The sequence below is a fragment of the Enterobacter sp. K510 genome (assembly GCF_055804875.1).
In genome coordinates, this window is sequence record NZ_JBNRLQ010000010.1 from 18,225 (window position 1) to 43,539 (window position 25,315).

At 49.1% G+C, this 25,315-nt stretch carries 25 protein-coding genes; 17 read left to right on the forward strand and 8 right to left on the reverse strand.

Annotated features, from left to right (window positions below; all coding sequences use genetic code 11):
* The first annotated feature begins 431 nt into the window (after positions 1-431).
* The gene (locus tag ACQUTD_RS17035; RefSeq protein WP_001372261.1) at positions 432-1,340 is read left to right on the forward strand and encodes an HNH endonuclease; all 909 of its coding nucleotides are present in this window, start codon (positions 432-434) and stop codon (positions 1,338-1,340) included.
* 385 nt (positions 1,341-1,725) lie between these two features.
* Here ACQUTD_RS17035 and copM read toward each other — a convergent pair whose 3' ends face one another.
* The 4 genes from copM to silR form a co-directional block, all read right to left on the reverse strand.
* Positions 1,726-2,076 carry a CopM family metallochaperone gene (gene copM, locus ACQUTD_RS17040; protein ID WP_015387186.1) on the reverse strand — a complete coding sequence of 117 codons (351 nt, stop codon included), beginning with the start codon at positions 2,074-2,076 and terminating at the stop codon, positions 1,726-1,728.
* A 147-nt stretch (positions 2,077-2,223) separates the two neighbouring features.
* A complete protein-coding gene (gene silE / locus ACQUTD_RS17045; RefSeq protein ID WP_045295175.1) occupies positions 2,224-2,655 on the reverse strand; it encodes a silver-binding protein SilE in 432 nt (143 codons plus the stop codon).
* A gap of 250 nt (positions 2,656-2,905) precedes the next feature.
* Positions 2,906-4,381: a copper/silver sensor histidine kinase SilS gene (silS, locus tag ACQUTD_RS17050; RefSeq protein WP_069730032.1), complete on the reverse strand. Its 1,476-nt coding sequence runs from the start codon at positions 4,379-4,381 to the stop codon at positions 2,906-2,908.
* Positions 4,374-5,054, reverse strand: a complete 681-nt coding sequence (silR, locus tag ACQUTD_RS17055) for a copper/silver response regulator transcription factor SilR (RefSeq protein WP_000697970.1) — start codon at positions 5,052-5,054, stop codon at positions 4,374-4,376. The genes silS and silR overlap by 8 nt, the downstream gene beginning before the upstream one ends.
* Positions 5,055-5,243: 189 nt before the next feature.
* Between silR and silC the strand changes: the two genes are divergently transcribed.
* The 7 genes from silC (at position 5,244) to ACQUTD_RS17090 (ending at position 14,912) form a co-directional block, all read left to right on the forward strand.
* On the forward strand, positions 5,244-6,629 hold the full coding sequence (gene silC / locus ACQUTD_RS17060; protein WP_000475515.1) for a Cu(+)/Ag(+) efflux RND transporter outer membrane channel SilC: 1,386 nt from the start codon (positions 5,244-5,246) through the stop codon (positions 6,627-6,629).
* A 28-nt stretch (positions 6,630-6,657) separates the two neighbouring features.
* Positions 6,658-7,011: a cation efflux system protein CusF gene (gene cusF, locus ACQUTD_RS17065; protein WP_001246156.1), complete on the forward strand. Its 354-nt coding sequence runs from the start codon at positions 6,658-6,660 to the stop codon at positions 7,009-7,011.
* 113 nt (positions 7,012-7,124) lie between these two features.
* On the forward strand, positions 7,125-8,417 hold the full coding sequence (gene silB, locus ACQUTD_RS17070; protein WP_001548143.1) for a Cu(+)/Ag(+) efflux RND transporter periplasmic adaptor subunit SilB: 1,293 nt from the start codon (positions 7,125-7,127) through the stop codon (positions 8,415-8,417).
* 10 nt (positions 8,418-8,427) lie between these two features.
* Complete coding sequence (silA, locus tag ACQUTD_RS17075) at positions 8,428-11,574, forward strand: Cu(+)/Ag(+) efflux RND transporter permease subunit SilA (protein ID WP_015387183.1); 3,147 nt, start codon at positions 8,428-8,430, stop codon at positions 11,572-11,574.
* An 85-nt stretch (positions 11,575-11,659) separates the two neighbouring features.
* Complete coding sequence (locus ACQUTD_RS17080) at positions 11,660-12,100, forward strand: DUF411 domain-containing protein (RefSeq protein ID WP_088222256.1); 441 nt, start codon at positions 11,660-11,662, stop codon at positions 12,098-12,100.
* A 126-nt stretch (positions 12,101-12,226) separates the two neighbouring features.
* Entirely contained in the window at positions 12,227-14,674 is a 2,448-nt protein-coding gene (silP, locus tag ACQUTD_RS17085) for an Ag(+)-translocating P-type ATPase SilP (protein ID WP_088222257.1), read from the forward strand.
* Between the two features lie 40 nt (positions 14,675-14,714).
* On the forward strand, positions 14,715-14,912 hold the full coding sequence (locus ACQUTD_RS17090) for a DUF2933 domain-containing protein (RefSeq protein WP_000843494.1): 198 nt from the start codon (positions 14,715-14,717) through the stop codon (positions 14,910-14,912).
* 33 nt (positions 14,913-14,945) lie between these two features.
* Here the strand turns inward: ACQUTD_RS17090 and ACQUTD_RS17095 are convergent, their stop codons facing one another.
* Both ACQUTD_RS17095 and ACQUTD_RS17100 read right to left on the reverse strand, forming a co-directional pair.
* A complete protein-coding gene (locus ACQUTD_RS17095) occupies positions 14,946-15,683 on the reverse strand; it encodes a peptidoglycan DD-metalloendopeptidase family protein (protein WP_044865871.1) in 738 nt (245 codons plus the stop codon).
* A 288-nt stretch (positions 15,684-15,971) separates the two neighbouring features.
* Positions 15,972-16,421, reverse strand: a complete 450-nt coding sequence (locus ACQUTD_RS17100) for a copper resistance protein (RefSeq protein ID WP_001023257.1) — start codon at positions 16,419-16,421, stop codon at positions 15,972-15,974.
* 234 nt (positions 16,422-16,655) lie between these two features.
* On the opposite strand from ACQUTD_RS17100, the gene pcoA reads away from it, so the two are divergent.
* From pcoA to pcoE, 7 genes are all read left to right on the forward strand, one after another.
* Positions 16,656-18,473, forward strand: coding sequence for a multicopper oxidase PcoA (pcoA, locus tag ACQUTD_RS17105; RefSeq protein WP_000925242.1), 1,818 nt, complete (start codon positions 16,656-16,658; stop codon positions 18,471-18,473).
* A 5-nt stretch (positions 18,474-18,478) separates the two neighbouring features.
* The gene (gene pcoB / locus ACQUTD_RS17110; protein ID WP_001378118.1) at positions 18,479-19,369 is read left to right on the forward strand and encodes a copper resistance outer membrane transporter PcoB; all 891 of its coding nucleotides are present in this window, start codon (positions 18,479-18,481) and stop codon (positions 19,367-19,369) included.
* Positions 19,370-19,408: 39 nt separating this feature from the next.
* Positions 19,409-19,789, forward strand: coding sequence for a copper resistance system metallochaperone PcoC (pcoC, locus tag ACQUTD_RS17115; protein WP_000025662.1), 381 nt, complete (start codon positions 19,409-19,411; stop codon positions 19,787-19,789).
* 55 nt (positions 19,790-19,844) lie between these two features.
* On the forward strand, positions 19,845-20,723 hold the full coding sequence (gene pcoD, locus ACQUTD_RS17120) for a copper resistance inner membrane protein PcoD (RefSeq protein WP_314121240.1): 879 nt from the start codon (positions 19,845-19,847) through the stop codon (positions 20,721-20,723).
* A gap of 54 nt (positions 20,724-20,777) precedes the next feature.
* Positions 20,778-21,458 carry a copper response regulator transcription factor PcoR gene (pcoR, locus tag ACQUTD_RS17125; protein WP_314121242.1) on the forward strand — a complete coding sequence of 227 codons (681 nt, stop codon included), beginning with the start codon at positions 20,778-20,780 and terminating at the stop codon, positions 21,456-21,458.
* A complete protein-coding gene (gene pcoS / locus ACQUTD_RS17130; RefSeq protein ID WP_045334617.1) occupies positions 21,455-22,855 on the forward strand; it encodes a copper resistance membrane spanning protein PcoS in 1,401 nt (466 codons plus the stop codon). The genes pcoR and pcoS overlap by 4 nt, the downstream gene beginning before the upstream one ends.
* A 216-nt stretch (positions 22,856-23,071) precedes the next feature.
* The gene (gene pcoE / locus ACQUTD_RS17135) at positions 23,072-23,506 is read left to right on the forward strand and encodes a copper resistance system metallochaperone PcoE (protein ID WP_088222260.1); all 435 of its coding nucleotides are present in this window, start codon (positions 23,072-23,074) and stop codon (positions 23,504-23,506) included.
* A gap of 231 nt (positions 23,507-23,737) precedes the next feature.
* Here pcoE and ACQUTD_RS17140 read toward each other — a convergent pair whose 3' ends face one another.
* The gene (locus ACQUTD_RS17140; RefSeq protein ID WP_373275706.1) at positions 23,738-24,055 is read right to left on the reverse strand and encodes a type II toxin-antitoxin system RelE/ParE family toxin; all 318 of its coding nucleotides are present in this window, start codon (positions 24,053-24,055) and stop codon (positions 23,738-23,740) included.
* Positions 24,021-24,281: a type II toxin-antitoxin system ParD family antitoxin gene (locus ACQUTD_RS17145; protein ID WP_040219223.1), complete on the reverse strand. Its 261-nt coding sequence runs from the start codon at positions 24,279-24,281 to the stop codon at positions 24,021-24,023. Before ACQUTD_RS17145 ends, ACQUTD_RS17140 begins: the two co-directional genes overlap by 35 nt.
* A 373-nt stretch (positions 24,282-24,654) precedes the next feature.
* Here ACQUTD_RS17145 and vapB point away from each other — a divergent pair, with 373 nt between their 5' ends.
* Both vapB and ACQUTD_RS17155 read left to right on the forward strand, forming a co-directional pair.
* Complete coding sequence (vapB, locus tag ACQUTD_RS17150; protein ID WP_088222261.1) at positions 24,655-24,885, forward strand: type II toxin-antitoxin system VapB family antitoxin; 231 nt, start codon at positions 24,655-24,657, stop codon at positions 24,883-24,885.
* Positions 24,882-25,298: a type II toxin-antitoxin system VapC family toxin gene (locus ACQUTD_RS17155; protein ID WP_088222262.1), complete on the forward strand. Its 417-nt coding sequence runs from the start codon at positions 24,882-24,884 to the stop codon at positions 25,296-25,298. The genes vapB and ACQUTD_RS17155 overlap by 4 nt, the downstream gene beginning before the upstream one ends.
* Positions 25,299-25,315 lie beyond the last annotated feature (17 nt).

Sequence of the window (25,315 nt, forward strand, 5' to 3'; positions counted from 1 at the left end):
TGCCGGGAAAGTACGTATAACTGCTATCTTGATTAGTAAATGTTAAAATTTGTAGGTATCCACCCGTTAAACAAAATGATTAATATTTAAAAATACTCGTTGAACACCCGTGCCGTAATAATGAAGTACATTAAAAACGTTATCCGGTCATGTGAAGCTGAGACCGTCTCTTCGTCATGTAAAATGCCGTACTTTCTTTGTCGTGAAGAATGACCGGGTTAAGTCCATAAGGTTGAGAGGAAGTCTGCTGATGTGATACGCTCAAGGCGAGATTTATCTCAGTGAGAACTCACGGCAACAAAAAGTTTTTGGACAACAAAACACAAAGTTGTTTTGGACTGTAGGAGTCCAAGAGACAATGACATTACATACAACGCCGTGTAACGGATTTTACATTATTACAAAGCCTGTGTTACAAGAGAGTTATGGACATGATTGAAAAAATATGTGAAGTAATTGATGGTGAATACGTCTGTGATATAGATATTAGCGTTGAAGAATGGAAGATTTTATTAAGGGATAAAAAAGTTTTTGATGACAAAAGTATTGCAGCGTTAAAAAAATGGTTCATTGAGCCAGACCATTCCTGTACATGTTTCGATATCGGCAAGAAGTACGACCTGCACAGTATGAGTGCTAATGGTGTAATCAATGGGTTGGGTGGAAGAGTTCAGAAGCAGCTTGGCCGATTCGAGGTTAAAGGAGTCGGAAAGATTGCTTCCGGGACAAAATTCATTACAGTCATGAAAAGTAGAGAAATTAAAGGAAACCCAAAGCGAAATTTATGGACTATCCGTGAAGAACTTGTTCAGGCAATAAAAGAACTAGATTTTTTTAGTACGAACGAAAGCTCAAGCATTGATTTTTACTCAGATAATGATTTGATCACTGCTCTAGAAGAAAGTAATCACTTTGACGTTACTCAGACATTTGAGTATAGCGAAAAAGCGAAACCTAAGAAAGCTGCAATAGAAGTCAAAAATGGACTCTCATACCCAAGAAGTAAATCTGTTTCAAAAAATGCGCTTAACAAAGCTGATTATAAATGTGAAATTAATTGCGACCATCCAACGTTCAGAAGGCGAAACTCTCCCCTAAATTACACAGAACCTCATCACATTGTCCCGATGTCAAAGCAAGACTATTTTGAGAATTCACTGGATGTGGAAGAGAATATCATATCACTATGTTGCAACTGCCATAAACAAATTCATCTTGGCAAGGGGTTTGAAGATATGTTGAGGAAAATATATGCCGAGCGGAAAGATGTATTAAAAAAAGCGGGAATCGAGATATTATTAGAGGATTTGATTCTTTTTTACAAGATGGAAGGTAATTAATCTTCGAGAAGATGCATGCTTATTTTTATTTTTAGCAATGAATGTGAATTACTGCCTGACTATCAATCCTGTCATGTGGTTCAGATTTATGGGGGAGGATTTTAATATTTTACCAGCATGGCATGTCGATCAATCGGTTAAGTATAGCGCCAGGTAACCAGACGGATTTTCCCTCTCAGGCGGGAGTCGTTATCCATTGTCCAGTACCTGATTAAAAGTAGGAATAATTACAAAAAAATTAAATTGTATGACTATTATTTTCGTTCAGAAAAGAAAGTTACATTAAAAACCCGAAATTATTCGGGTTTTTAATTAGTTAAGTACTATATGTTTTCGTGTCCGGGGGTACCCTAAGAGGGTGCGCAAGACAACACTCCAGTGTTCATTATTTATGACTGTCAAGCCATTTATTCATCTGCTCAATTTCACCTTTTTGAGCTTTAATAATGTCCTGTGCGAGTTTTCTCATTTCGGGATCTTTTCCATACTTCAGCTCGGTTTCAGCCATTGCTATTGCCCCTTCATGGTGTGCAACCATGCCTTTTGCAAAGGCCTTGTCGGGATCTGGCTCATTAACGGCGGCCATCATTTTGTCATGCATATCTTTCATCCCCGCCATGTATTCCTGTGACGATGCTGATGAGGTCATATCTGACATGTTCATTTCAGAATGTTCAGCAGAAATTGCAGGCAGGGATAACATCAGTATTACAAAGAGGGAATTTTTGATTTTCATACAATAGTTCCTTGTAAGGTAGGTACCGGTTAATTGTAGCTGAGTCAGATAAAAAAGCCCCCTGATGGGGGCCAAAATGTAGCCACATATACGGTCAAGGAATAATCTATCAAGGAAAGGGTAAAAGCACGGATACTACAGTCGCATTCAGCCTGCATTGCTCATACGGCGGTGCGCTTCGGCCATGGCCTGATGTGGGCCGGACTGACCGTTATTCATGAATTCGTGGGCAACCGCTGCTCTTTCATGCTCATCCATCGCAGCGTAAGACGTTGACGAAACGGGCGTGGATACAGTGTTATTTCTCATCATCTTCTGATGACTTTCCACCATTTTCTGGTGCGCATCCGCCGATCCGTTCGTCATGGTTTCATGAACAATAATGGCCTGTTCATGCTGGTCCATACCGGCCATACGAGGAGCAGTCCCCTGGATCCCGACAGGAGCCGCAGCAGACAACATCTGGTGAGCAGGAGCCTGTGCATTGTTGACGCGTTCATGAATATTCACGGTTGCAGTGGCCCAGGCCGACGAAATTAAACCAAAGCCCAGCAAGGATGCTAATACGATATTTTTCATGATAAATCTCCATTTCTGAATTAGTGATGTCCGGGGAAGTACAACCGGTGTTTTCAGTTCCATAACTGAAACAGGTTCGGCAGTGTTTATTTCTCCGGGAGAGGACTGGATATTCATTTCCTGGCGTACTCTGACGCCGGGTATTGATGAAGCAATCCAGCCTTCCTGATAAGTTGCACTAATTATATCGAATGGCTTCTGTTTGCTGCATGACAGGCTAATGACATCTTTGTCATTTAAATCTTTATTCTTAGTATTGGGTTTCCGGAAGCATTTTCTCAAGTCTGGGCACGGATAAGATAAAACGAGTTGAGCGTACGTCCGATTCCACCTGCACTCTTCCGTGATGTGCTTCCACGATGGACTTCACAATCGCAAGGCCGATGCCGCTGCCTTCTCCTTTTCGTTGTCTGGACGGATCCACCCGATAAAAACGGTCAAACAGCCTTGATAAATGCTCTTCAGGGATTGGTTTCCCCGGATTTTCAATCACAAGGTCAAAAAAGCTCTCCTGCTCTATTATTGAGACGGTGATTGCCTGTCCCTCTGGGGTATAACGCAGGGCATTGGATAACAGATTATTGATCGCTCTTCTGAACATTTGTGGATCTCCCTCAACCAGGCAGGGCATCCCGTTAAATTTGAGCGTGATATTTCGTTCTTCGGCCCAGGCTTCGAAAAACTCGAAGACTTTCATGACTTCTGCTCTGAGGTCAAACCGAACCCTGTCAGGTATCAGCTGATTATTGTCCGCCTGCGCCAGGAACAGCATGTCGCTGACCATTTTTGTCATCCGGTTATACTCTTCAAGGCTGGAATAGAGGACATCCTCAAGTTCCTTCTGGGTTCGATCCTGACTCAGAGCGATTTCAGTCTGCGTCACCAGATTGGTGATGGGTGTTCTGATCTCGTGCGCGATATCGGCAGAGAAATTGGCCTGGCGGGTAAAAACATCCTCAATCTTTCCAATCATATGATTGAACGAGATAACCAGCTGCTCCAGCTCAATGGGAACGCGTGTCGGTTCCAGCCGCGCATCAAGATTCTCGGAGGTGATGTTTTTAATGGCATTGCTGACATTACGAAGTGGCAGGTGCCCCTGACGGACAGCAATGCGAATGATCAGAACAATTAGCAGACTTATCACGACAGCGATCGCAATCAGATTTTTTTTCAGCGCATCGAGGTAATGGAGATGGAAATTAATGGAGAGGCCAGTCAGCATGACATAGTTCTGCTGTTTGCCCTGAAATATCGCCTGACCAGAGGAGGCAATAATTCTGTATGTTTCCATCTTCATTCCGGACCCGGTATCCATCGGTCTCGCAGGATCCTCCACCGTCCAGAGAAAGACATCACGTGCACGGCTATGCTCGCTAAAATCGGCTGAACTCACAGCAGAGCGTAAAGCAGCCCCCTGCACAGAGCTGTACAGCACCTCTCCCCGGGGATTAAGTAGCAAAAGAGCAACGTTACGGTAGCTGGCGATCGATTCCTTTATTTTGCTTATTTTCTTTTCATCCGGATCAACCGGAGACTGCAGGATACGGTTTAGTGTGGTGCTGATTTGTTGCAGATCGCTGACATCCTGCTCGGCAAAATGCTTATCAACAGAATGCAGCATAAACCAGGTGAAGGCGATAAACGCCAGTATTGTGGACAGGCTGATAAAAAAGGTCAGCCGCAGAGCGAGTGAGAAAGGTCGTCTGGACGGTTTGCTATGCATCCGGGATCTCCAGCATGTAGCCCACGCCCCGCACTGTCTGGATCAGTTTTGTCTCGTAATCGTTGTCTATTTTAGCGCGGAGTCGCTTTACTGCGACATCAATCGCGTTAGTGTCGCTGTCAAAATTCATGTCCCAGACCTGAGAGGCAATCAGGGAGCGGGGAAGAACTTCTCCCTGATGGCGAATGAAGAATTCCAGCAGGCTGAACTCTTTACTGGTGAGCACAATGCGGTTCCCGGCGCGGCTGACTTTTCTGGATACGAGATCAATAGAGAGGTCAGCCACCTTAAACTGGCTTTCCGTGATCATCGTGTTTCCCCGCCTCAGAAGAGTTCTCACCCGGGCGAGCAGTTCGGCAAACGCAAAGGGTTTAACCAGATAATCGTCCGCACCCAGCTCCAGTCCTTTGACCCTGTGTTCGATCGTGCCCAGGGCCGTCAGCAGTAAGACCGGCGTACCCTTTCCGGCAGTGCGCAGCATACGGATGATATCCCAGCCGTTCACATCAGGTAGCATGATATCCAGAATGACTAAATCATACTCGGCGGTCATGGCGAGATGATATCCGGTAAGACCATTATCAGCGTGATCCACTACGAACCCTGCTTCTGTAAGCCCTTTGCTGAGATATTCACCTGTTTTAATTTCGTCTTCGACGATCAATATTTTCATCTTGCTCCCCGGCTGGCTGCTAATGTCATTCTATTGCGCCCACAATCGTTATCAACGGATTACAGCAAAAATGACAACATTGTCATTATCCTGTCACCCGGCAAACAGAGAGCGTTCGGTAAAGTATCCCTATCAATACTCTGGACTTCGATTGAACCATTTACCAGGTCTGCCTGTACGAGAAGCGTTATGTTCAAATTAAAATTACTTAGCATCAGTACCATATTCATCCTGGCAGGTTGTGTTTCTCTGGCACCTGAATATCAGCGTCCGCCAGCTCCGGTTCCCCAGCAGTTTTCATTGTCTAAAAACAGTCTGACGCCTGCGGTAAACAGCTATCAGGATACGGGCTGGCGAAACTTTTTTGTCGATCCCCAGGTCAGCAGGCTGATCGGTGAAGCCCTGAATAATAACCGTGATTTGAGAATGGCTGCCCTGAAGGTTGAAGAGGCCCGGGCCCAGTTCAACGTCACGGATGCAGATCGTTATCCCCAACTGAATGCCTCATCCGGGATTACATACAGCGGTGGTCTGAAAGGTGACAAGCCGACCACGCAGGAGTACGACGCGGGTCTGGAGCTCAGCTATGAGCTCGATTTTTTTGGCAAACTTAAGAACATGAGTGAGGCTGATCGCCAGAACTACTTTGCCAGCGAAGAAGCCCGTCGTGCCGTACACATCCTGCTGGTCTCCAACGTTTCACAGAGCTATTTCAGCCAGCAACTGGCGTACGAACAACTCCGTATTGCGCGGGAAACGCTGAAAAATTATGAACAGTCTTATGCATTCGTTGAGCAACAACTGGTGACCGGGAGTACGAACGTTCTGGCGCTTGAACAAGCCAGGGGGCAAATCGAAAGTACCCGCGCCGAAATAGCCAAACGAGAAGGCGATCTGGCTCAGGCAAACAATGCCCTGCAACTGGTGCTTGGAACGTACCGCGCAGTTCCGTCAGAAAAAGGGATGAAAGGTGGGGAGATCGCACCAGTAAAATTGCCACCAAATCTGTCGTCACAAATATTGCTGCAGCGTCCGGATATTATGGAAGCGGAATACCAGTTGAAAGCGGCTGATGCCAATATTGGCGCAGCGCGAGCGGCTTTTTTCCCGTCCATTACCCTGACCAGTGGTCTCTCCTCAAGCAGTACGGAGCTGTCCAGCCTCTTTACGTCAGGAAGTGGAATGTGGAATTTTATTCCTAAAATTGAAATTCCTATATTTAATGCTGGCAGGAACAAAGCCAATCTGAAGCTGGCTGAAATTCGCCAGCAACAGTCGGTGGTTAATTACGAACAAAAAATTCAGTCAGCCTTTAAAGATGTTTCCGACACGCTTGCGCTGCGCGACAGCCTTAGCCAGCAACTTGAGTCACAGCAGCGTTATCTTGATTCACTACAGATAACTCTACAGCGTGCCAGAGGATTGTATGCAAGTGGTGCTGTCAGTTACATCGAAGTGCTGGATGCAGAACGTTCCCTCTTCGCGACGCAGCAAACCATTCTCGATCTTACCTATTCCCGACAGGTTAACGAAATTAATCTGTTTACCGCGCTGGGTGGCGGTTGGGTAGAGTAAATTGATTCAATTAATCAGGAAATTAAAAATGCGTAATTCACTTAAAGCCGTTTTATTTGGTGCCTTCTCTGTCATGTTTTCTGCCGGTCTTAATGCTGAAACACATCAGCATGGCGATATGAATGCTGCCAGTGATGCTTCGGTACAGCAGGTTATCAAGGGCACCGGTATCGTTAAAGAAATTGATATGAATAGTAAAAAGATCACCATTTCGCATGAAGCAATCCCGGCGGTGGGCTGGCCTGCAATGACCATGCGCTTCACTTTTGTTAATGCAGACGACGCTATCAATGCCCTGAAAACCGGCAACCATGTCGATTTCTCGTTTATTCAGCAGGGCAATATCTCCTTACTCAAAAGCATTAACGTTACGCAATCCTGATTGACACTCCGGAGCGAATACATCCAGTGCGCCTGAACATTCATTATGGGATTACTGTGAATTAATGATCGGGCGCATATGCCAGGTGTTTTGATTTTTCAGCGAGAAATTGTATGGCTTCTTTAAAGATAAAATATGCTGCAATAATTATCAGCAGCCTCATAGCAGGAGGGCTGATATCGGTTACTGCCTGGCAGTATTTAAACTCATCACAAAAAACAGTACAAACAGAACAAAAGGCACCGGAGAAAAAGGTACTTTTCTGGTATGACCCGATGAAACCGGATACTAAATTTGATAAACCCGGAAAATCTCCCTTTATGGATATGGACCTGGTGCCGAAATATGCTGATGAAAGTGGCGATAAAAGCAGTGGCGGGATCCGTATCGATCCAACTCAGGTTCAGAATCTGGGATTAAAAACGCAAAAAGTCACGCGAGGAATGCTGAATTATTCTCAGACAATCCCGGCTAATGTCAGTTACAACGAATATCAGTTTGTCATTGTGCAGGCGCGTTCTGATGGTTTCGTCGAAAAAGTGTATCCCCTGACGATTGGCGATCATGTGAAGAAAGGCACTCCGCTTATCGATATCACCATTCCTGAATGGGTTGAGGCACAAAGTGAGTTTCTGCTGTTATCCGGTACAGGCGGTACGCCAACCCAGATAAAAGGGGTTCTGGAGCGACTTCGTCTGGCTGGTATGCCGGAAGAAGATATTCAAAGGCTGCGTTCAACCCGCACAATCCAGACCCGTTTTACCATTAAAGCACCTATTGATGGTGTCATTACTGCATTTGACCTGCGCACCGGCATGAATATTTCCAAAGATAAGGTGGTGGCTCAGATTCAGGGGATGGACCCGGTCTGGATCAGCGCTGCAGTGCCAGAATCTATCGCCTATCTGCTGAAAGATACGTCGCAGTTTGAAATTTCGGTACCGGCTTATCCGGATAAAACATTCCATGTCGAAAAATGGAACATTCTTCCCAGCGTGGATCAGACAACCCGCACGCTTCAGGTCCGCCTCCAGGTTTCTAACAAGGATGAGTTTCTCAAGCCAGGCATGAATGCCTATCTCAAACTGAATACCCAAAGCCAGGAGATGCTGCTGATACCAAGCCAGGCCGTTATCGATACCGGCAAAGAACAGCGCGTGATTACTGTTGATGATGAAGGCAAGTTTGTGCCGAAACAGATCCACGTTCTGCATGAATCACAGCAACAGTCCGGCATTGGCTCCGGCCTGAATGAAGGCGATACCGTGGTGGTCAGTGGCCTGTTCCTCATTGACTCCGAAGCCAATATTACGGGCGCGCTGGAACGTATGCGCCACCCTGAAAAAACAGAAAACAGTATGCCAGCAATGTCTGAGCAGCCTGTAAATATGCATTCAGGGCACTGAGGAGACGACGATGATTGAATGGATTATCCGGCGCTCTGTCGCCAACCGTTTCCTGGTCATGATGGGCGCACTGTTTCTCAGCATCTGGGGCACATGGACGATAATTAACACGCCGGTCGATGCGCTGCCTGACCTGTCAGATGTGCAGGTCATTATTAAAACCAGCTATCCCGGACAGGCCCCGCAGATTGTAGAAAACCAGGTCACCTATCCGCTTACCACCACCATGCTGTCCGTACCTGGCGCAAAAACCGTGCGTGGCTTTTCACAGTTCGGTGATTCGTATGTGTATGTCATTTTTGAAGACGGCACCGATCTGTACTGGGCCCGTTCGCGCGTGCTGGAATACCTGAATCAGGTTCAGGGCAAACTGCCTGCGGGTGTGAGCTCTGAAATCGGCCCGGACGCCACGGGAGTGGGCTGGATATTTGAATATGCCCTGGTCGATCGCAGCGGAAAACACGACCTTTCAGAACTGCGTTCTTTGCAGGACTGGTTTCTGAAATTTGAACTGAAGACCATCCCGAACGTGGCTGAGGTAGCCTCGGTCGGTGGCGTGGTGAAGCAGTACCAGATTCAGGTCAATCCGGTAAAACTGTCCCAGTATGGGATCAGCCTGCCCGAAGTGAAACAGGCTCTTGAATCATCTAACCAGGAAGCCGGTGGTTCATCCGTTGAAATAGCCGAAGCGGAGTATATGGTCCGCGCCAGCGGCTATCTGCAGAGCATTGATGATTTTAATAACATCGTCCTGAAAACAGGCGAGAACGGCGTGCCGGTTTATTTGCGGGATGTTGCCCGCGTGCAGACCGGGCCTGAAATGCGGCGTGGTATTGCCGAACTGAACGGCCAGGGGGAAGTTGCTGGCGGCGTGGTGATCCTGCGGTCGGGTAAAAATGCGCGCGACGTTATCACAGCAGTCAAGGATAAACTGGACACGCTGAAGGCCAGTCTGCCGGAAGGCGTTGAAATCGTGACCACCTACGATCGCAGCCAGTTAATCGACCGGGCGATTGATAACCTCAGTTCCAAACTTCTGGAAGAGTTTTTCGTGGTGGCCATCGTCTGTGCCCTGTTCCTGTGGCACGTACGTTCTGCCCTGGTGGCGATTATCTCTCTGCCGCTTGGCCTGTGTATCGCCTTTATCGTCATGCACTTCCAGGGACTAAACGCCAATATCATGTCGCTGGGAGGGATAGCTATTGCCGTCGGTGCGATGGTGGATGCCGCCATTGTGATGATTGAGAATGCGCATAAACGGCTTGAGGAGTGGGATCATCAGCATCCGGGTGAGCAGATTGACAACGCCACCCGCTGGAAGGTGATTACCGACGCCTCCGTGGAAGTGGGACCCGCACTGTTTATCAGCCTGCTGATCATCACCCTGTCCTTTATTCCTATCTTTACCCTGGAAGGTCAGGAAGGACGTCTGTTTGGCCCGCTGGCATTCACGAAAACGTACTCCATGGCGGGAGCGGCCGCGCTGGCCATCATTGTCATTCCGATCTTGATGGGATTCTGGATCCGGGGAAAAATTCCTGCCGAGACCAGTAACCCCCTGAACCGGGTGCTGATCAAAGCGTATCATCCATTGCTGCTGCGGGTCCTCCATTGGCCAAAAACAACCCTGCTGGTTGCGGCCTTGTCCATTTTCACCGTTATATGGCCATTGAGTCAGGTGGGGGGGGAGTTTCTGCCGAAGATCAATGAGGGCGACCTGCTGTATATGCCATCAACATTGCCTGGCGTCTCTCCGGCAGAAGCTGCAGCACTCCTGCAGACGACGGACAAGTTAATCAAAAGCGTTCCTGAAGTGGCCTCTGTATTTGGCAAGACCGGTAAAGCAGAGACCGCAACGGATTCCGCACCGCTTGAAATGGTGGAAACCACGATCCAGCTCAAACCTGAGGATCAGTGGCGTCCGGGTATGACGATTGACAAGATTATTGAAGAACTCGACAAGACCGTCCGTTTACCGGGTCTGGCAAACCTCTGGGTTCCGCCAATCCGTAACCGTATTGATATGCTCTCAACCGGGATCAAAAGCCCGATAGGTATCAAGGTCTCAGGGACTGTCCTGGCCGATATTGATGCGACTGCGCAGAGTATCGAGGCGGTAGCCAAAACCGTGCCGGGCGTGGTGTCTGCCCTGGCTGAGCGACTTGAAGGCGGGCGTTACATCGATATCGATATCAACCGGGAAAAAGCGTCCCGTTACGGTATGACTGTTGGTGATGTACAGCTGTTTGTCTCATCAGCCATCGGCGGCGCAACGGTAGGGGAAACGGTTGAAGGCGTGGCCCGCTACCCGATTAATATTCGCTATCCGCAGGATTATCGGAACAGTCCAAATGCATTGAAACAGATGCCGATCCTGACCCCGATGAAGCAGCAGATCACGCTGGGCGATGTCGCGGATATTAAGGTCGTTTCAGGGCCGACTATGCTGAAAACGGAAAATGCCCGTCCAGCCAGCTGGATTTACATTGACGCGCGCGGCAGGGATATGGTGTCGGTGGTTAATGATATTAAAACGGCTATCAGTCAGAAAGTGAAACTTAGACCGGGTACCAGCGTGTCATTCTCCGGACAATTTGAACTGCTTGAGCACGCCAACAAGAAACTTAAATTGATGGTGCCGATGACGGTGATGATCATTTTCATCCTGTTGTATCTGGCGTTCCGCCGGGTTGATGAAGCGTTGTTGATCCTGATGAGTCTGCCGTTCGCCCTGGTTGGCGGGATATGGTTCCTGTACTGGCAGGGCTTCCATATGTCAGTCGCAACCGGAACCGGGTTTATCGCCCTGGCCGGTGTGGCAGCAGAGTTTGGCGTGGTCATGCTGATGTATCTGCGTCATGCCATTGAAGCGCATCCGGAACTGTCAAACAAAGAAACGTTCACACCGGAAGGTCTTGATGAAGCCCTTTATCATGGTGCCGTGCTGCGTGTCCGGCCGAAAGCCATGACCGTGGCGGTGATCATCGCGGGTCTGCTGCCGATACTCTGGGGTACCGGCGCAGGTTCAGAAGTCATGAGCCGTATCGCGGCCCCCATGATTGGCGGGATGATCACAGCTCCGCTGCTGTCCCTGTTCATTATTCCTGCCGCCTATAAACTCATCTGGCTGCGCAGACATAAAAAGAGCGTGTCATAACCCTGAAAGGGCACCCCTGCGGGTGTCCTTTTGCATAAATTCACCCTGACGTCAGGGTTTATATCGATAACATACAGAGGTGAGTATGAAAAAAATAATTGTAATGACCCTGGCTTTTGGCCTTTCACTTCCTGCAATGGCAGGTGAAAAAGTAATAGACATGTACAAGTCTGAAAACTGTGGTTGCTGTTCCCTGTGGGGCAAGGCGATGGAAAAGGACGGGTTTGAAGTACGAACTCACGTCATGAATGATCAGGCGCTGTCAGCCCTGAAAGAAAAGCATGCTATTCCTGCAGGACTGCGAAGTTGTCATACCGCGGTTGCCGGTAATTTGATCATTGAAGGCCATGTGCCTGCGACAACGATACATAAGGCAATGCAGTCTGGTTCAGGTATATACGGTCTCGCCACCCCCGGTATGCCAGCAGGAAGTCCTGGAATGGAGATGGGAGCCCGAAAAGAGGCTTACGATGTTATCGCATTCTCACCGGATGGAAGTAAAAAAGTCTTCCAGCGAATCGAATAGTCAGCGGAACGGCTGATAACGGGACGCCGGCAGCAGGCACTCTTATGCCGGCGGCATTCGTGGTAATCGCATCCATGACATACCCTGAAGACAGAAGATGCTTCGGTATGCATAAGGAGAGTTACTGTGAAAAATGACAATGCAGTGCAACACAACAACCAGACTGCTTCTGAGCAGACATTATCCCCGGACGAGAGCCACGTATTGCATAAGGTGAGAGATCCCGTGTGCGGGATGGCCATCCTGCCCGACAGGGCGCACAGCAGCATTCGATACCAGGACCATCAACTTTATTTCTGCTCCGCCAGCTGTGATAGTAAATTTAAAGCCCATCCCGATCGTTATCTTACCGAAGATGCCAGTGAACATTCCCATCACCATCACCACGATCATCACGAAGTCAGCCCTGATCAGATAAAACAGCCTCACCACCAGGCGGAGAAAGAGAATTCTGAAGGTGTGTGGACATGTCCGATGCACCCGGAGATACGCCGCAGTGGTCCCGGAAGCTGTCCTGTCTGTGGAATGGCACTGGAGCCGCTCGTAGCTACGGCATCCACGGGGCCAAGTGATGAACTTCGCGACATGACAAGACGCTTCTGGCTGGGGTTGTTGCTGGCGTTTCCGGTTCTGGTACTCGAAATGGGATCTCATCTGTTTCCCGCCTTGAGGAATACAGTACCGCCACAGTACAACACATGGCTGCAGCTGCTTCTGGCCTCTCCTGTCGTGTTGTGGTGTGGCTGGCCATTCTTCGCCCGGGCCGGAATGTCGTTACGTAACCGCTCCCTGAATATGTTTACCCTTGTTGCAATGGGCACCGGCGTAGCCTGGGTGTACAGCGTCATTGCAACCGTCTTCCCCTCCTGGTTTCCTGCATCGTTCAGAAACATGGATGGCCTGGTGGCCGTTTATTTTGAAGCCGCAGCAGTTATTACGGTGCTTGTTCTGCTGGGACAGGTTCTTGAGCTGCGGGCACGGGAACAAACCTCAGGTGCCATTACTGCACTACTGAATCTTGCCCCCAAAACCGCCAGGCGGCTGGATCATGACGGTCATGAAACGGATATTAATGCGGAAGATGTTCTGCCTGGCGATAAGCTCCGCATCAGACCTGGAGAGAGTATTCCGGTCGACGGTATTGTGATCGAAGGCAAAACAACCGTTGATGAATCGATGGTGACCGGGGAATCTATGCCGGTTACCAAAACGGAGGGTGACCCTGTCATCGGGGGGACCATTAATCAGACAGGGAGTCTCATCATCCGTGCAGAGAAAGTCGGTGATGAAACAATGCTCTCACGAATTGTTCAGATGGTCGCTGATGCACAGCGTTCGCGTGCCCCCATCCAGAGAATGGCTGACAGCGTTTCAGGCTGGTTTGTTCCTCTGGTGATACTTATCGCGGTTGTTGCTTTCGTGATCTGGTCTGTCTGGGGGCCCGAGCCCAGGATGGCGCACGGTCTCATTGCGGCTGTGTCGGTCCTGATTATTGCCTGTCCCTGCGCGCTGGGGCTGGCCACGCCGATGTCGATAATGGTGGGGGTGGGCAAAGGAGCCCAGGCCGGGGTGTTAATCAGGAATGCCGAAGCCCTTGAGCGTCTTGAAAAAGTGGACACGCTGGTTGTCGACAAAACAGGCACGCTCACGGAAGGTTCGCCTACGGTGACAGGGATTATCAGTCTCAATCCGGGTGGGGAAACATCTCTTTTGCGTGTAACAGCCGCAGTGGAAAAAGGCTCGCAGCATCCGCTGGGTATGGCTGTAGTTAAAGCAGCACAGGAAAAGGGGATCGCAATACCCGCAGTCACTCATTTCGATGCACCGTCGGGTAAAGGTGTCTCAGGCGATGTCGAAGGTCAACGGGTTGTTATTGGTAATGAACTGGCTATGCAGGAAAACAGTATCGTTATTGATAATCAAAAGGCCGTTGCGGATACGTTGCGGATGGAAGGCGCTACCGTTATCTATGTGGCCACAGACGGGGACCTTGCAGGCCTGATAGCTATCTCGGATCCCGTGAAAACAACCACGCCGGATGCGCTTAAAGCTTTGCGTCAGGCGGGGATCCGCATTGTTATGCTCACCGGGGATAACCAGCTTACTGCTGAAGCAGTCGCACGGAAACTGGGAATAGATGAGGTTGAAGCCGGAATTCTGCCGGATGGCAAAAAAGCAGTGATAACCCGACTGAAAGCGTCTGGCCATGTGGTTGCGATGGCCGGAGACGGTGTGAATGATGCCCCGGCGCTGGCAGCGGCTGACGTGGGTATAGCCATGGGAACGGGTACAGATGTGGCAATTGAAAGTGCCGGAGTCACCCTTCTCAAAGGCGACTTGATGATACTGAACAGGGCCCGTCATCTGTCAGAGATCACCATGAAAAATATCCGTCAGAATCTGTTTTTTGCATTTATCTACAACGCACTTGGCGTGCCTGTGGCTGCAGGTCTGCTTTATCCTGTGTATGGAATACTGCTGTCGCCAGTTATTGCGGCGGCGGCCATGGCTCTTTCCTCCGTCAGCGTCATTGTGAATGCGTTGCGTCTGAAAAGTGTCAGGCTCGGGAAATAACACTGAGTGAAGGGTCAGTTACGAACAGAAGGAGTCCAGTATGAAAAGTACCACCTATGCGCTTATTGCTGTCGCCGCGATCGCGGCATTTGCTCTCCTGCGCGAACACTGGTCACATGTGGCAGGTTACTGGCCATATCTGTTATTGCTGGTCTGCCCGCTAATGCATCTTTTCCACGGCCACGGAGGGCATGGAGATCATCAACATCACGGAAGTGAAAACGATAAAAAAAATTAATCCGGCAGACGGGGCCGCGTCGCGGTCCCGTTATCAGTCCAGGTATCGTTCGTAGTCTCTGGCATGCGCAAAGGCATGCTGTTCGAGTTTGTTATCAGCGGGTGCCGCTGCCCGGAACGCCAGAGAGTTAACAGAGTTGTTATTGATGACCAGCTCGTAATGCAGATGAGGACCGGATGAACGTCCGCTGTTACCGGATAACGCAATAGCACCTCCCCGTGTAACCCTGGCCCCTTTAGTAACGAGTATTTTATTGAGGTGGAGATAGCGAGTTTTAACACCGGCTTTTCCCGTTACTTCAACAAAATATCCCATGGTACTGTTGTATTCGGCCCGGGTGATTTTTCCGTCGATGACGCTGACTATTTTCGTGTTCATGGGCATGGAATAATCAATGCCATTATGGGGACTCACTTTTCCCGATACCGGGTTAAGTCTTGCAGGATTGAAAGGCGAACTGAGTCTTGCTGTGGCCGGTAACGGATAATCGAGACTGCCTTTCCCGGAAGTATCGGAAAGGTTATAGAACTTTTTATCTGATATACGATACGCCGTGTAATTAAATGAACCGGACGTAAATTTATAGGCCACGACACGTGATTTTCCCGCTTTCTTTTGCAGTACGAGTTTTAATGATTCATTTTTTTTCAAATGCCGCAGATTAAACCGGGAAGGCAAGGAGCGCTGAAGAGTAGCGATCTCGTTCGATTCCAGCCCCGAGCGGGTGGCTGAAAGGTAGGCATTTTCTTTTACGACATCGGTAGAATACATTTACTGGAATTCGCCGTTAGCATGAACACTGCGGCGTATGCTAGGGGTTTTCAGGAGGCGTGTCATCTGTCAGTTAATCGGGAGCACCGTTGATGGTCGTCATTTTTGTAACATATCTTGTTTCCCGTTTGCTCCTGAAGCTCTGGGAACTGTATGACCAGCCCGACGGTGATGATTAACGGGACTGAAACAGGTTACGGCAGAGCAATATGGGGCTCATGTCCTGCTACGTAACCCGTCAGTAAAGCCCTGCTGCGCACCTGACGCTAAGCACTAACCCGCCTGCAGTTACCTGGTCGAATACAGCCCGCGAAGCTTTCTTGCCTGCGTCTGATGTGCTTCCGCACCGGCATTATTGACCTGCTCATGCACGAGAGCGGCTTTTTCTCCGGCATTCAGTTCGTTAAAAGAAGAAGACGAGGTCTTTGAATTTGCATCACTGCCGGACAGCATTTTTTTATGTTCCTCAATCATTTTCTGATGCGCATAGGACGCGCTGTTGTTCATAAATGAATGAGCAACAATGGCCCTTTCATGTTCATTCATTTCAGAGAATGAGGGCGTGTTGTTTTTATTAACCCTGTCCGGTAAGTTTTCATGCGTCGAGGAATTCACATGACTGACGGCTGAGGCATTATTAACAAATCGATGTGCTTCATGGGCAATATCACTGGACTGAGCAAAAGCTGCCCCACAAAATAAAGCTGTAAACGCAGTGGTCGTGATTAATATATTCATGTGTAATTACCTTCTGAGGTACATAAAAGATGTCCTTATGATCATATATAAAAATAATCAACCTGTGGGGAAGATGACGTAAATGTAATACAGCTATGTACATTACACGATTGTAATGAATTTGTTTCTTAAGGTGTGCTAGCTTCATTTCATTGTAAGTGGATGAACCAGTAATTTAATTTAAATCGGTTCTCGAATTCTGTCAGTAACCATACTTTAAATAAGGGAATGCGCATGCTGTTGAAAACGTCTCGACGAACTTTCCTGAAGGGGTTAACCCTCTCTGGCGTAGCCGGAAGTCTTGGCGTATGGAGTTTCAATGCGCGTTCCAGTCTGAGCCTGCCAGTTGCCGCATCCCTGCAGGGTACTCAGTTTGACCTGACCATTGGTGAAACGGCCGTCAATATCACGGGCAGTGAGCGTCAGGCCAAAACAATCAATGGAGGCCTGCCGGGGCCCGTTCTTCGCTGGAAAGAAGGTGACACCATTACCCTGAAGGTCAAAAACCGTCTTAATGAACAGACGTCCATTCACTGGCACGGCATTATTCTTCCGGCCAATATGGATGGTGTTCCGGGGCTGAGTTTTATGGGCATAGAGCCTGATGATACCTACGTTTACACCTTTAAGGTTAAGCAGAACGGGACTTACTGGTACCACAGCCATTCCGGTCTGCAGGAACAGGAGGGGGTATACGGTGCCATTATCATCGATGCCAGGGAGCCAGAACCGTTTGCTTACGATCGTGAGCATGTGGTCATGTTGTCTGACTGGACCGATGAAAATCCTCACAGCCTGCTGAAAAAATTAAAAAAACAGTCGGATTACTACAATTTCAATAAACCAACCGTTGGCTCTTTTTTCCGCGACGTGAATACCAGGGGGCTGTCAGCCACCATTGCCGATCGGAAAATGTGGGCTGAAATGAAAATGAATCCGACTGACCTCGCGGATGTCAGTGGCTACACCTACACCTATCTCATGAACGGGCAGGCCCCGCTGAAAAACTGGACCGGACTGTTCCGTCCCGGTGAAAAGATACGCTTACGGTTTATCAACGGCTCGGCAATGACCTATTTCGATATCCGTATCCCCGGGCTGAAAATGACGGTCGTGGCTGCAGATGGCCAGTATGTAAACCCGGTTACCGTTGACGAATTCAGGATTGCCGTTGCCGAAACCTATGATGTCATTGTGGAGCCTCAGGGTGAGGCCTATACCATCTTCGCACAATCCATGGACAGGACCGGTTACGCTCGAGGGACACTGGCCACGAGAGAGGGGTTAAGTGCTGCCGTTCCCCCCCTCGATCCCCGTCCTCTGTTGACCATGGAAGATATGGGTATGGGGGGAATGGGACATGATATGGCAGGAATGGACCACAGCCAGATGGGAGGCATGGATAACAGCGGAGAGATGATGTCTATGGACGGTGCTGACCTTCCGGATAGCGGGACATCCTCCGCGCCCATGGATCACAGCAGCATGGCCGGTATGGATCATTCCCGGATGGCCGGAATGCCGGGTATGCAAAGTCATCCTGCGTCAGAAACGGATAACCCACTGGTTGATATGCAGGCGATGAGCGTCTCTCCGAAATTAAATGATCCGGGTATTGGTCTTCGAAATAACGGAAGAAAGGTTCTCACGTACGCGGATTTGAAAAGCCGCTTTGAGGATCCTGACGGACGTGAACCTGGCCGTACCATAGAACTGCATTTAACCGGCCACATGGAAAAGTTTGCCTGGTCATTTAACGGAATCAAGTTTTCAGATGCCGCACCGGTGCTGCTGAAATACGGTGAGCGGCTCAGGATCACGCTGATCAACGATACCATGATGACTCACCCCATTCACCTGCATGGTATGTGGAGCGATCTGGAAGATGAAAACGGTAATTTCATGGTTCGTAAACACACAATAGATGTTCCCCCTGGTACAAAACGCAGTTACAGAGTGACAGCAGATGCGCTTGGCCGCTGGGCGTATCACTGCCATTTGCTCTATCACATGGAAATGGGAATGTTTCGTGAAGTCCGGGTGGAGGAATGATGCGAATGAAGAGAAATTTGAAGGCCATACCTGTTCTGGTCGCCGGTTTGTTTACCTCACAGCTTTCTATTGCGGCGGGCTCCGTCTCTGCAGATCCCCACGCCGGGCACGACATGTCTGCCATGCAGATGCCAGCAGATGAGAATTTCACTGAGATGACGTCAATGGAGCCCATTGTAACTGAGAGCAGAACGCCAATTCCGCCTGTTACCGATGCCGACCGGAAGGCTGCATTCGGCAATTTACAGGGGCATGCGATTCACGACAGTGCGATTAATTATCTGGTTCTGCTGGATCAACTGGAATGGCAACGGTCGGATAACACCAACAATTTCAGCTGGAGTGTTAACAGCTGGATTGGAGGCGACACAGATCGGATTTGGCTAAAGAGTGAAGGTGAACGAAGCAATGGGGAAACGGAGGCGGCTGAAGCGCAGTTACTCTGGGGACATGCGGTTGGCCCATGGTGGGATTTGGTTGCGGGTGTCAGGCAGGATTTCAGACCTGCTTCTGCCCGGACCTGGGCTGCTGTCGGTTTTCAGGGGCTGGCACTCTATAATTTTGAGTCTGAAATTACGGGTTTTGTCAGTAATGGCGGAAAAGCAGCCCTTCGTCTGGGAGGAGAATACGACGTTTTACTGACTAACCGGCTCATACTCCAGCCATCCTATGAGGTGAATTTCTACAGTCAGGATGATGAATCGCGGGGTCGCGGCAGGGGACTGACTGACACAGAGCTGGGGCTCCGGCTGCGCTATGAAATACGCCGTGAGTTTGCACCCTATATAGGCGTTTCCTGGAATCAACTTTACGGGAAAACATCCGATATGGCGAAAAGAGAAGGTGAGAAAGACCATCAGGTAGTATTCCTGGCGGGAGCCAGAATCTGGTTTTAACGCACTGATATAAAACACTCAACTAAACAGGTAAATAAAATGTCGATTTTAAATAAAGCCATTCTTACAGGTGGCCTCGTTATGGGCGTTGCTTTCTCTGCTATGGCCCATCCGGAATTAAAAAGCTCTGTGCCACAGGCTGATTCAGCCGTAGCGGCCCCGGAAAAGATTCAGCTTAATTTCTCGGAAAATCTGACCGTGAAATTCTCAGGTGCAAAATTAACGATGACGGGTATGAAAGGCATGTCATCACATTCTCCGATGCCGGTCGCGGCAAAAGTGGCGCCAGGCGCTGACCCTAAATCGATGGTCATTATTCCGCGAGAGCCTTTACCCGCTGGCACTTATCGTGTTGACTGGCGCGCGGTTTCTTCAGATACGCACCCTATTACCGGTAATTACACCTTTACAGTGAAGTAATATTATGAACGACCTGATTATGATTGTTATTCGTTTTCTTCTTTATCTGGATTTGATGGTAATATTTGGATTGCCATTTTTTCAGATATATGGAATAAGCGGTGTCAGACATGAAACCTATAACCTGACTAATTTCAGGTCGTTTATAACCTTTGCTGTTGTTACAGGCATCATTCTTACTGGCATTAATATGCTCCTGGTATCTAATGCCATGAGTGGAGTAACTGACCTCAGAGAATTATCCATCCATGTTATCGAGATGGTGATAGAAGAAACTGATGTGGGTATTAGCTGGATTGTCAGGCTCTGTGCCCTGTTTACCACACTCGGTGCTTTGTTCCTTTACACTAATAAGAGAGTATTGTCCTGCCTGCTGATGACGATGAGTGGGGGCGTGGCGCTGGCTACACTTGCCTGGGGAGGACACGCCGTTATGCATGACGGTCTGCATTACTATCTCCATTTACTGAGCGATCTGACCCATCTCGGCGCTGCAGGTGCCTGGACAGGTGCTCTGGTTGCATTTGCTATCCTGCTGATGCGCAGAAACGAGCATAATGCACAGAGCGTCATTGTGATATCTGACTCCCTGGCAAAATTTGCCACGGCAGGAACGGTGATTGTTGTAGCCCTGAGCCTGAGTGCGCTGGTCAACTATCTGTATATTGCTGAGGGTAACTTAACTCCCTTATTCAACAGTTCCTGGGGGAGGATATTGCTTGCCAAGACGGCTCTGTTTGTTCTGATGCTTCTTCTGGCTGCAGCAAACCGGTTTCACCTGGGTCCCCGGCTTGAAGTTATGGTCAGGGAAGGGAATTATGATCGCAGCGTTGCCCTGATGCGAAACAGCATCCTGACAGAATTCGTTGTTGCGATTATCATTCTGGGCGCCGTAGCGTGGCTCGGAATGCTTGCTCCGTCTCAGGTCAGCTAGGGGACAGCCAAAGCTCATGCGTGAGATTTTTACTTTCATATCAGCGAGTTGACCATGCAGCGTATTTTAATCGTTGAAGACGAACAAAAAACAGGTCGTTACCTGCAGCAGGGACTGGTTGAGGAAGGCTATCAGGCCGATCTCTTTAATAATGGCCGCGATGGTCTCGGGGCCGCGTCGAAGGGACAGTATGATTTGATAATACTGGACGTGATGCTGCCTTTCCTCGACGGGTGGCAAATCATCAGTGCCCTGAGGGCGTCCGGGCACGAAGAGCCGGTCCTGTTTTTAACCGCAAAGGACAACGTGCGGGACAAAGTGAAAGGACTGGAGCTTGGTGCAGATGACTACCTGATTAAGCCCTTCGATTTTACGGAGCTGGTTGCACGTGTAAGAACCTTGCTGCGCCGCGCACGCTCGCAGGCCGCCACGGTTTGCACCATCGCTGATATGACAGTTGATGTGGTGCGCCGGACCGTGATCCGTTCGGGGAAGAAGATCCATCTCACCGGTAAAGAATACGTTCTGCTTGAGTTGCTGTTGCAACGCACCGGAGAAGTGTTACCCAGGAGTCTTATCTCGTCCCTGGTCTGGAATATGAACTTTGACAGTGATACGAATGTGATTGATGTCGCCGTGAGACGTCTGAGAAGTAAAATTGATGATGACTTTGAGCCAAAACTGATCCATACCGTTCGCGGTGCCGGATATGTCCTGGAGATCAGAGAAGAGTGAGGTTCAAAATTTCCCTGACCACACGCCTGAGCCTGATTTTTTCTGCAGTGATGCTTACGGTATGGTGGTTATCAAGTTTTATCCTGATTAGCACCCTTAATGGCTATTTCGATAATCAGGATCGCGATTTTCTGACAGGTAAACTTCAGCTCACCGAAGAATTCCTTAAAACGGAGACGTTCAGGAACAAAACGGATATTAAGTCATTATCAGAAAAAATAAACGATGCGATGGTGGGGCACAATGGCTTATTTATTTCTATAAAAAATATGGAAAATGAAAAAATTGTGGAACTGTATGCCAAAAATTCTGTTGTTCCAGCGATCCTGCTTAATAAATCGGGTGATATTCTCGATTATATGATCCAGACGGAAGAAAATAATACCGTGTACCGCAGTATCTCGCGGCGGGTTGCCGTGACGCCGGAACAGGGTAAAAGCAAACATTTCATCATTACGGTTGCCACGGATACTGGGTATCACACCCTGTTTATGGATAAGCTCAGTACCTGGCTGTTCTGGTTCAATATCGGTCTGGTCTTTATTTCTATTTTTCTGGGCTGGCTGACCACACGTATTGGTCTGAAACCGTTACGGGAAATGACCAGTCTGGCTTCCTCCATGACCGTACACAGCCTGGATCAGCGTCTTAATCCCGATCTGGCTCCGCCGGAAATCTCTGAGACCATGCAGGAGTTCAATAACATGTTCGATCGCCTGGAGGGGTCATTCCGGAAACTGTCAGATTTCTCGTCTGACATCGCGCATGAGCTGCGCACCCCGGTCAGTAATCTGATGATGCAGACGCAGTTTGCACTGGCTAAGGAAAGGGATGTTTCGCATTATCGCGAAATTTTATTCGCTAACCTGGAAGAACTGAAAAGGCTGTCTCGAATGACCAGTGACATGCTTTTTCTGGCACGTTCAGAGCATGGTCTGCTGCAGCTGGATAAACATGATGTGGATCTGACCGCCGAACTGAATGAATTACGTGAGTTATTCGAGCCCCTGGCAGACGAAACAGGAAAGACAATCACGGTTGAAGGAGAGGGCGTTGTTGCCGGAGACAGCGATATGCTGCGCCGTGCTTTCAGTAACCTGCTTTCCAATGCAATCAAGTATTCTCCCGATAACACCTGTACAGCGATACGCCTTGAGCGTGACAGCGACTGTGTGAACGTGATGATTACAAATACGATGTCTGGCCCGGTTCCCGCTAATCTGGAACGTTTGTTTGACCGGTTCTATCGCGCAGACTCATCAAGGGTCCATAACACGGAAGGCGCGGGGCTGGGATTGTCAATTACGAGGTCGATCATTCATGCTCACGGCGGCGAGCTGTCAGCAGTACAGCAGGGGCGGGAAATTGTGTTCAGTGTGCGTCTGTTAAGAAGTTAATACCGTTATTCAGAAGAAATATTGAAGGTGACAAAAATGTCATCATTCAGTCACGCGATAAACAGAGGCGGTTTTTTATAATCATTCATAAATCAGGAGCAGCGAGATACTCAGTCGTCTGGTTCCTGGCGTGATGAATAACCCACCCTGAGATCAAATGCTTTCTCTGTTATAAGCCGTTGATTGTTTGGGTATGAAAACACCGGAGACCCAACCATGAAAAAGATCCTTGTATCATTTGTTGCCATTATGGCTGTCGCTTCATCCGCCATGGCTGCAGAGACAATGAACATGCATGACCAGGTAAATAATGCCCAGGCACCCGCCCATCAGATGCAGTCAACCTCTGAAAAAAGCGCTGTTCAGGGAGACAGTATGACAATGATGGATATGAGCGGTCACGATCAGGCTGCAATGACCCATGAAATGATGCAAAACGGCAACGCTACTGCCCATCAGGACATGGCTGAAATGCATAAAAAAATGATGAAATCCAAGCCAGCAGCTTCTAACGAAACAGCAAAATCATTTTCCGAAATGAACGAGCATGAGAAAGCCGCTGTTGTACACGAGAAGGCGAATAATGGTCAGTCTTCAGTGATTCATCAGCAGCAGGCTGAAAAGCATCGCAGCCAGATCACCCAGAATTAACCCGCAGCTCCACTTGTCAGACCCTCATTTGACGCCGAAATCACTGGCTTACGCTCCCGCCGGGAGCGTTTTTTTTCGTAATTAATAAGTGTCATTAAAAGCATCCATCACCATTATCATAATTGGCCCTGATCAAATAAAATTTAACTTATGTTGCGCGAGAATTCAGTTCATGAAAAAAATATCAGTATCATATTGTTTTTAATTATTATTTTTGTTCCTGGTTATATCCTATATCCAGGGTTCATGCCGCGCCGTATCCTGAGACTGGCTGAGAATACGAATGATCGTAACCACCGAATGTGATGACACAAAATAGATCATGTGCTGTTCCACCGGCAGCGAGCAGATATTGTCTCCCAGCTCCGCGCGATGCGTGCCTATGTCATGCATGGCCAGAACGTCAAACACCGCTGCTATACGCCCGATATACGCATCCGCCTGAACAATCCCGAACTGTCGGAAGCTGTAGTCCCAGATTGCTTCCAGATCTTCTTCTGCTTTGGAAGTCAGCTCAATCTCTTTCATTTGCCACCCTGGCCCTGACATTATTCAGGAATGCATCCCTGTTCCAGGGTTTCGCCTCGCCGCTGCTGAGCCCTTCAGCCAGCAGATCGCGCAGTTCCTGAAGACGGGATTCAGCCTGCTTCTCACGCAGCAGACGCAACGCGTCACGCATGACCTCGCTCTGGGTGCGGTAATCACCGGCCTTAACCAGGGAATCGATAAATTCCCGCAGCTCATCACCCACGTCCACCGTCATCGTACGGGCCATAACCCCTCCGCTTCTTAATGTAAGATTTGTTCTTACATCATTATATCAGCTTACTCCCCTGCTTCCATCTCAGGCTTTTTTAGCCAAAGCAACCCGGCTGTAGTCTGGAGATCCGACTTTACCGGTTTTCGGATCTTGGGTGAAAAAGAGAGGAACCCGTATAGGTTGAACATATCCATATACGTGGCATCTGCATATGTAAGGTATAGTCATATACCTGCCATCTGCATATGCAAACCCTATACATATGTGTTGTATCTGCATATACTATACATATGCAGTAGCTTTACTCTGGCCGTCTCAACGTTACTGGTCTGTATTATTAGCAGACCTTGCTCACTTTTCGGGCTAAGGACTTCAAGGGATAAAACCTATGAGAACCGTATCTATTTTCAAAAATGGCAACAACCGCGCCATCCGCCTCCCCCGCGACCTGGATTTTGAGGGGGTGAGCGAGCTGGAGATCGTCCGGGAAGGGGACAGCATCATCCTGCGTCCCGTCCGGCCGACCTGGGGCTCATTCGCGCAGCTCGAAAAGGCCGATGCGGACTTTATGGCGGAGCGTGAGGACGTTGTCACCGACGAAGGACGATTTGACCTGTGAACAAAACGTATATGCTCGACACCTGTATCTGCTCGTTCATCATGCGCGAGCAGCCGGAAGCCGTACTGAAGCGTCTGGAGCAGGCGGTGCTGCGCAACCAGCGCATCGTTGTCTCGGCCATTACCTACTCCGAGATGCGCTTCGGCTCCACCGGGCCGAAGGCCTCACCGCGGCACATCGAGCTGGTCGACGCGTTCTGCGCCCGCCTCGATGCTATCCTGCCCTGGGACCGCGCCGCAGTGGATGCGACCACGGACATAAAGGTGGCGCTGCGCCTCGCCGGGACGCCGATCGGGCCGAACGATACGGCGATCGCCGGGCATGCCATTGCCGCCGGTGCTATCTTGGTGACGAATAATGTGAGGGAGTTTGAGCGGGTGCCGGACCTGGTGCTGGAAGACTGGGTGAATTAGGGGATTCCCGGACGTTT

Coding starts and splice junctions, on each gene's coding strand:
- silE (WP_045295175.1), bottom strand. CDS start 2,655: ATGAAAAATATCGTATTAGCATCCTTGCTGGGCTTTGGTTTAATTTCG.
- cusF (WP_001246156.1), top strand. CDS start 6,658: ATGCGTAATTCACTTAAAGCCGTTTTATTTGGTGCCTTCTCTGTCATG.
- pcoE (WP_088222260.1), top strand. CDS start 23,072: ATGAAAAAGATCCTTGTATCATTTGTTGCCATTATGGCTGTCGCTTCA.
- silA (WP_015387183.1), top strand. CDS start 8,428: ATGATTGAATGGATTATCCGGCGCTCTGTCGCCAACCGTTTCCTGGTC.
- pcoR (WP_314121242.1), top strand. CDS start 20,778: ATGCAGCGTATTTTAATCGTTGAAGACGAACAAAAAACAGGTCGTTAC.
- ACQUTD_RS17145 (WP_040219223.1), bottom strand. CDS start 24,281: ATGGCCCGTACGATGACGGTGGACGTGGGTGATGAGCTGCGGGAATTT.
- ACQUTD_RS17100 (WP_001023257.1), bottom strand. CDS start 16,421: ATGAATATATTAATCACGACCACTGCGTTTACAGCTTTATTTTGTGGG.
- silC (WP_000475515.1), top strand. CDS start 5,244: ATGTTCAAATTAAAATTACTTAGCATCAGTACCATATTCATCCTGGCA.
- pcoD (WP_314121240.1), top strand. CDS start 19,845: ATGGTAATATTTGGATTGCCATTTTTTCAGATATATGGAATAAGCGGT.
- vapB (WP_088222261.1), top strand. CDS start 24,655: ATGAGAACCGTATCTATTTTCAAAAATGGCAACAACCGCGCCATCCGC.
- pcoA (WP_000925242.1), top strand. CDS start 16,656: ATGCTGTTGAAAACGTCTCGACGAACTTTCCTGAAGGGGTTAACCCTC.
- silB (WP_001548143.1), top strand. CDS start 7,125: ATGGCTTCTTTAAAGATAAAATATGCTGCAATAATTATCAGCAGCCTC.
- ACQUTD_RS17090 (WP_000843494.1), top strand. CDS start 14,715: ATGAAAAGTACCACCTATGCGCTTATTGCTGTCGCCGCGATCGCGGCA.
- ACQUTD_RS17035 (WP_001372261.1), top strand. CDS start 432: ATGATTGAAAAAATATGTGAAGTAATTGATGGTGAATACGTCTGTGAT.
- pcoB (WP_001378118.1), top strand. CDS start 18,479: ATGAAGAGAAATTTGAAGGCCATACCTGTTCTGGTCGCCGGTTTGTTT.
- silS (WP_069730032.1), bottom strand. CDS start 4,381: ATGCATAGCAAACCGTCCAGACGACCTTTCTCACTCGCTCTGCGGCTG.
- silR (WP_000697970.1), bottom strand. CDS start 5,054: ATGAAAATATTGATCGTCGAAGACGAAATTAAAACAGGTGAATATCTC.
- copM (WP_015387186.1), bottom strand. CDS start 2,076: ATGAAAATCAAAAATTCCCTCTTTGTAATACTGATGTTATCCCTGCCT.
- ACQUTD_RS17140 (WP_373275706.1), bottom strand. CDS start 24,055: ATGTCAGGGCCAGGGTGGCAAATGAAAGAGATTGAGCTGACTTCCAAA.
- pcoC (WP_000025662.1), top strand. CDS start 19,409: ATGTCGATTTTAAATAAAGCCATTCTTACAGGTGGCCTCGTTATGGGC.
- ACQUTD_RS17080 (WP_088222256.1), top strand. CDS start 11,660: ATGAAAAAAATAATTGTAATGACCCTGGCTTTTGGCCTTTCACTTCCT.
- ACQUTD_RS17095 (WP_044865871.1), bottom strand. CDS start 15,683: ATGTATTCTACCGATGTCGTAAAAGAAAATGCCTACCTTTCAGCCACC.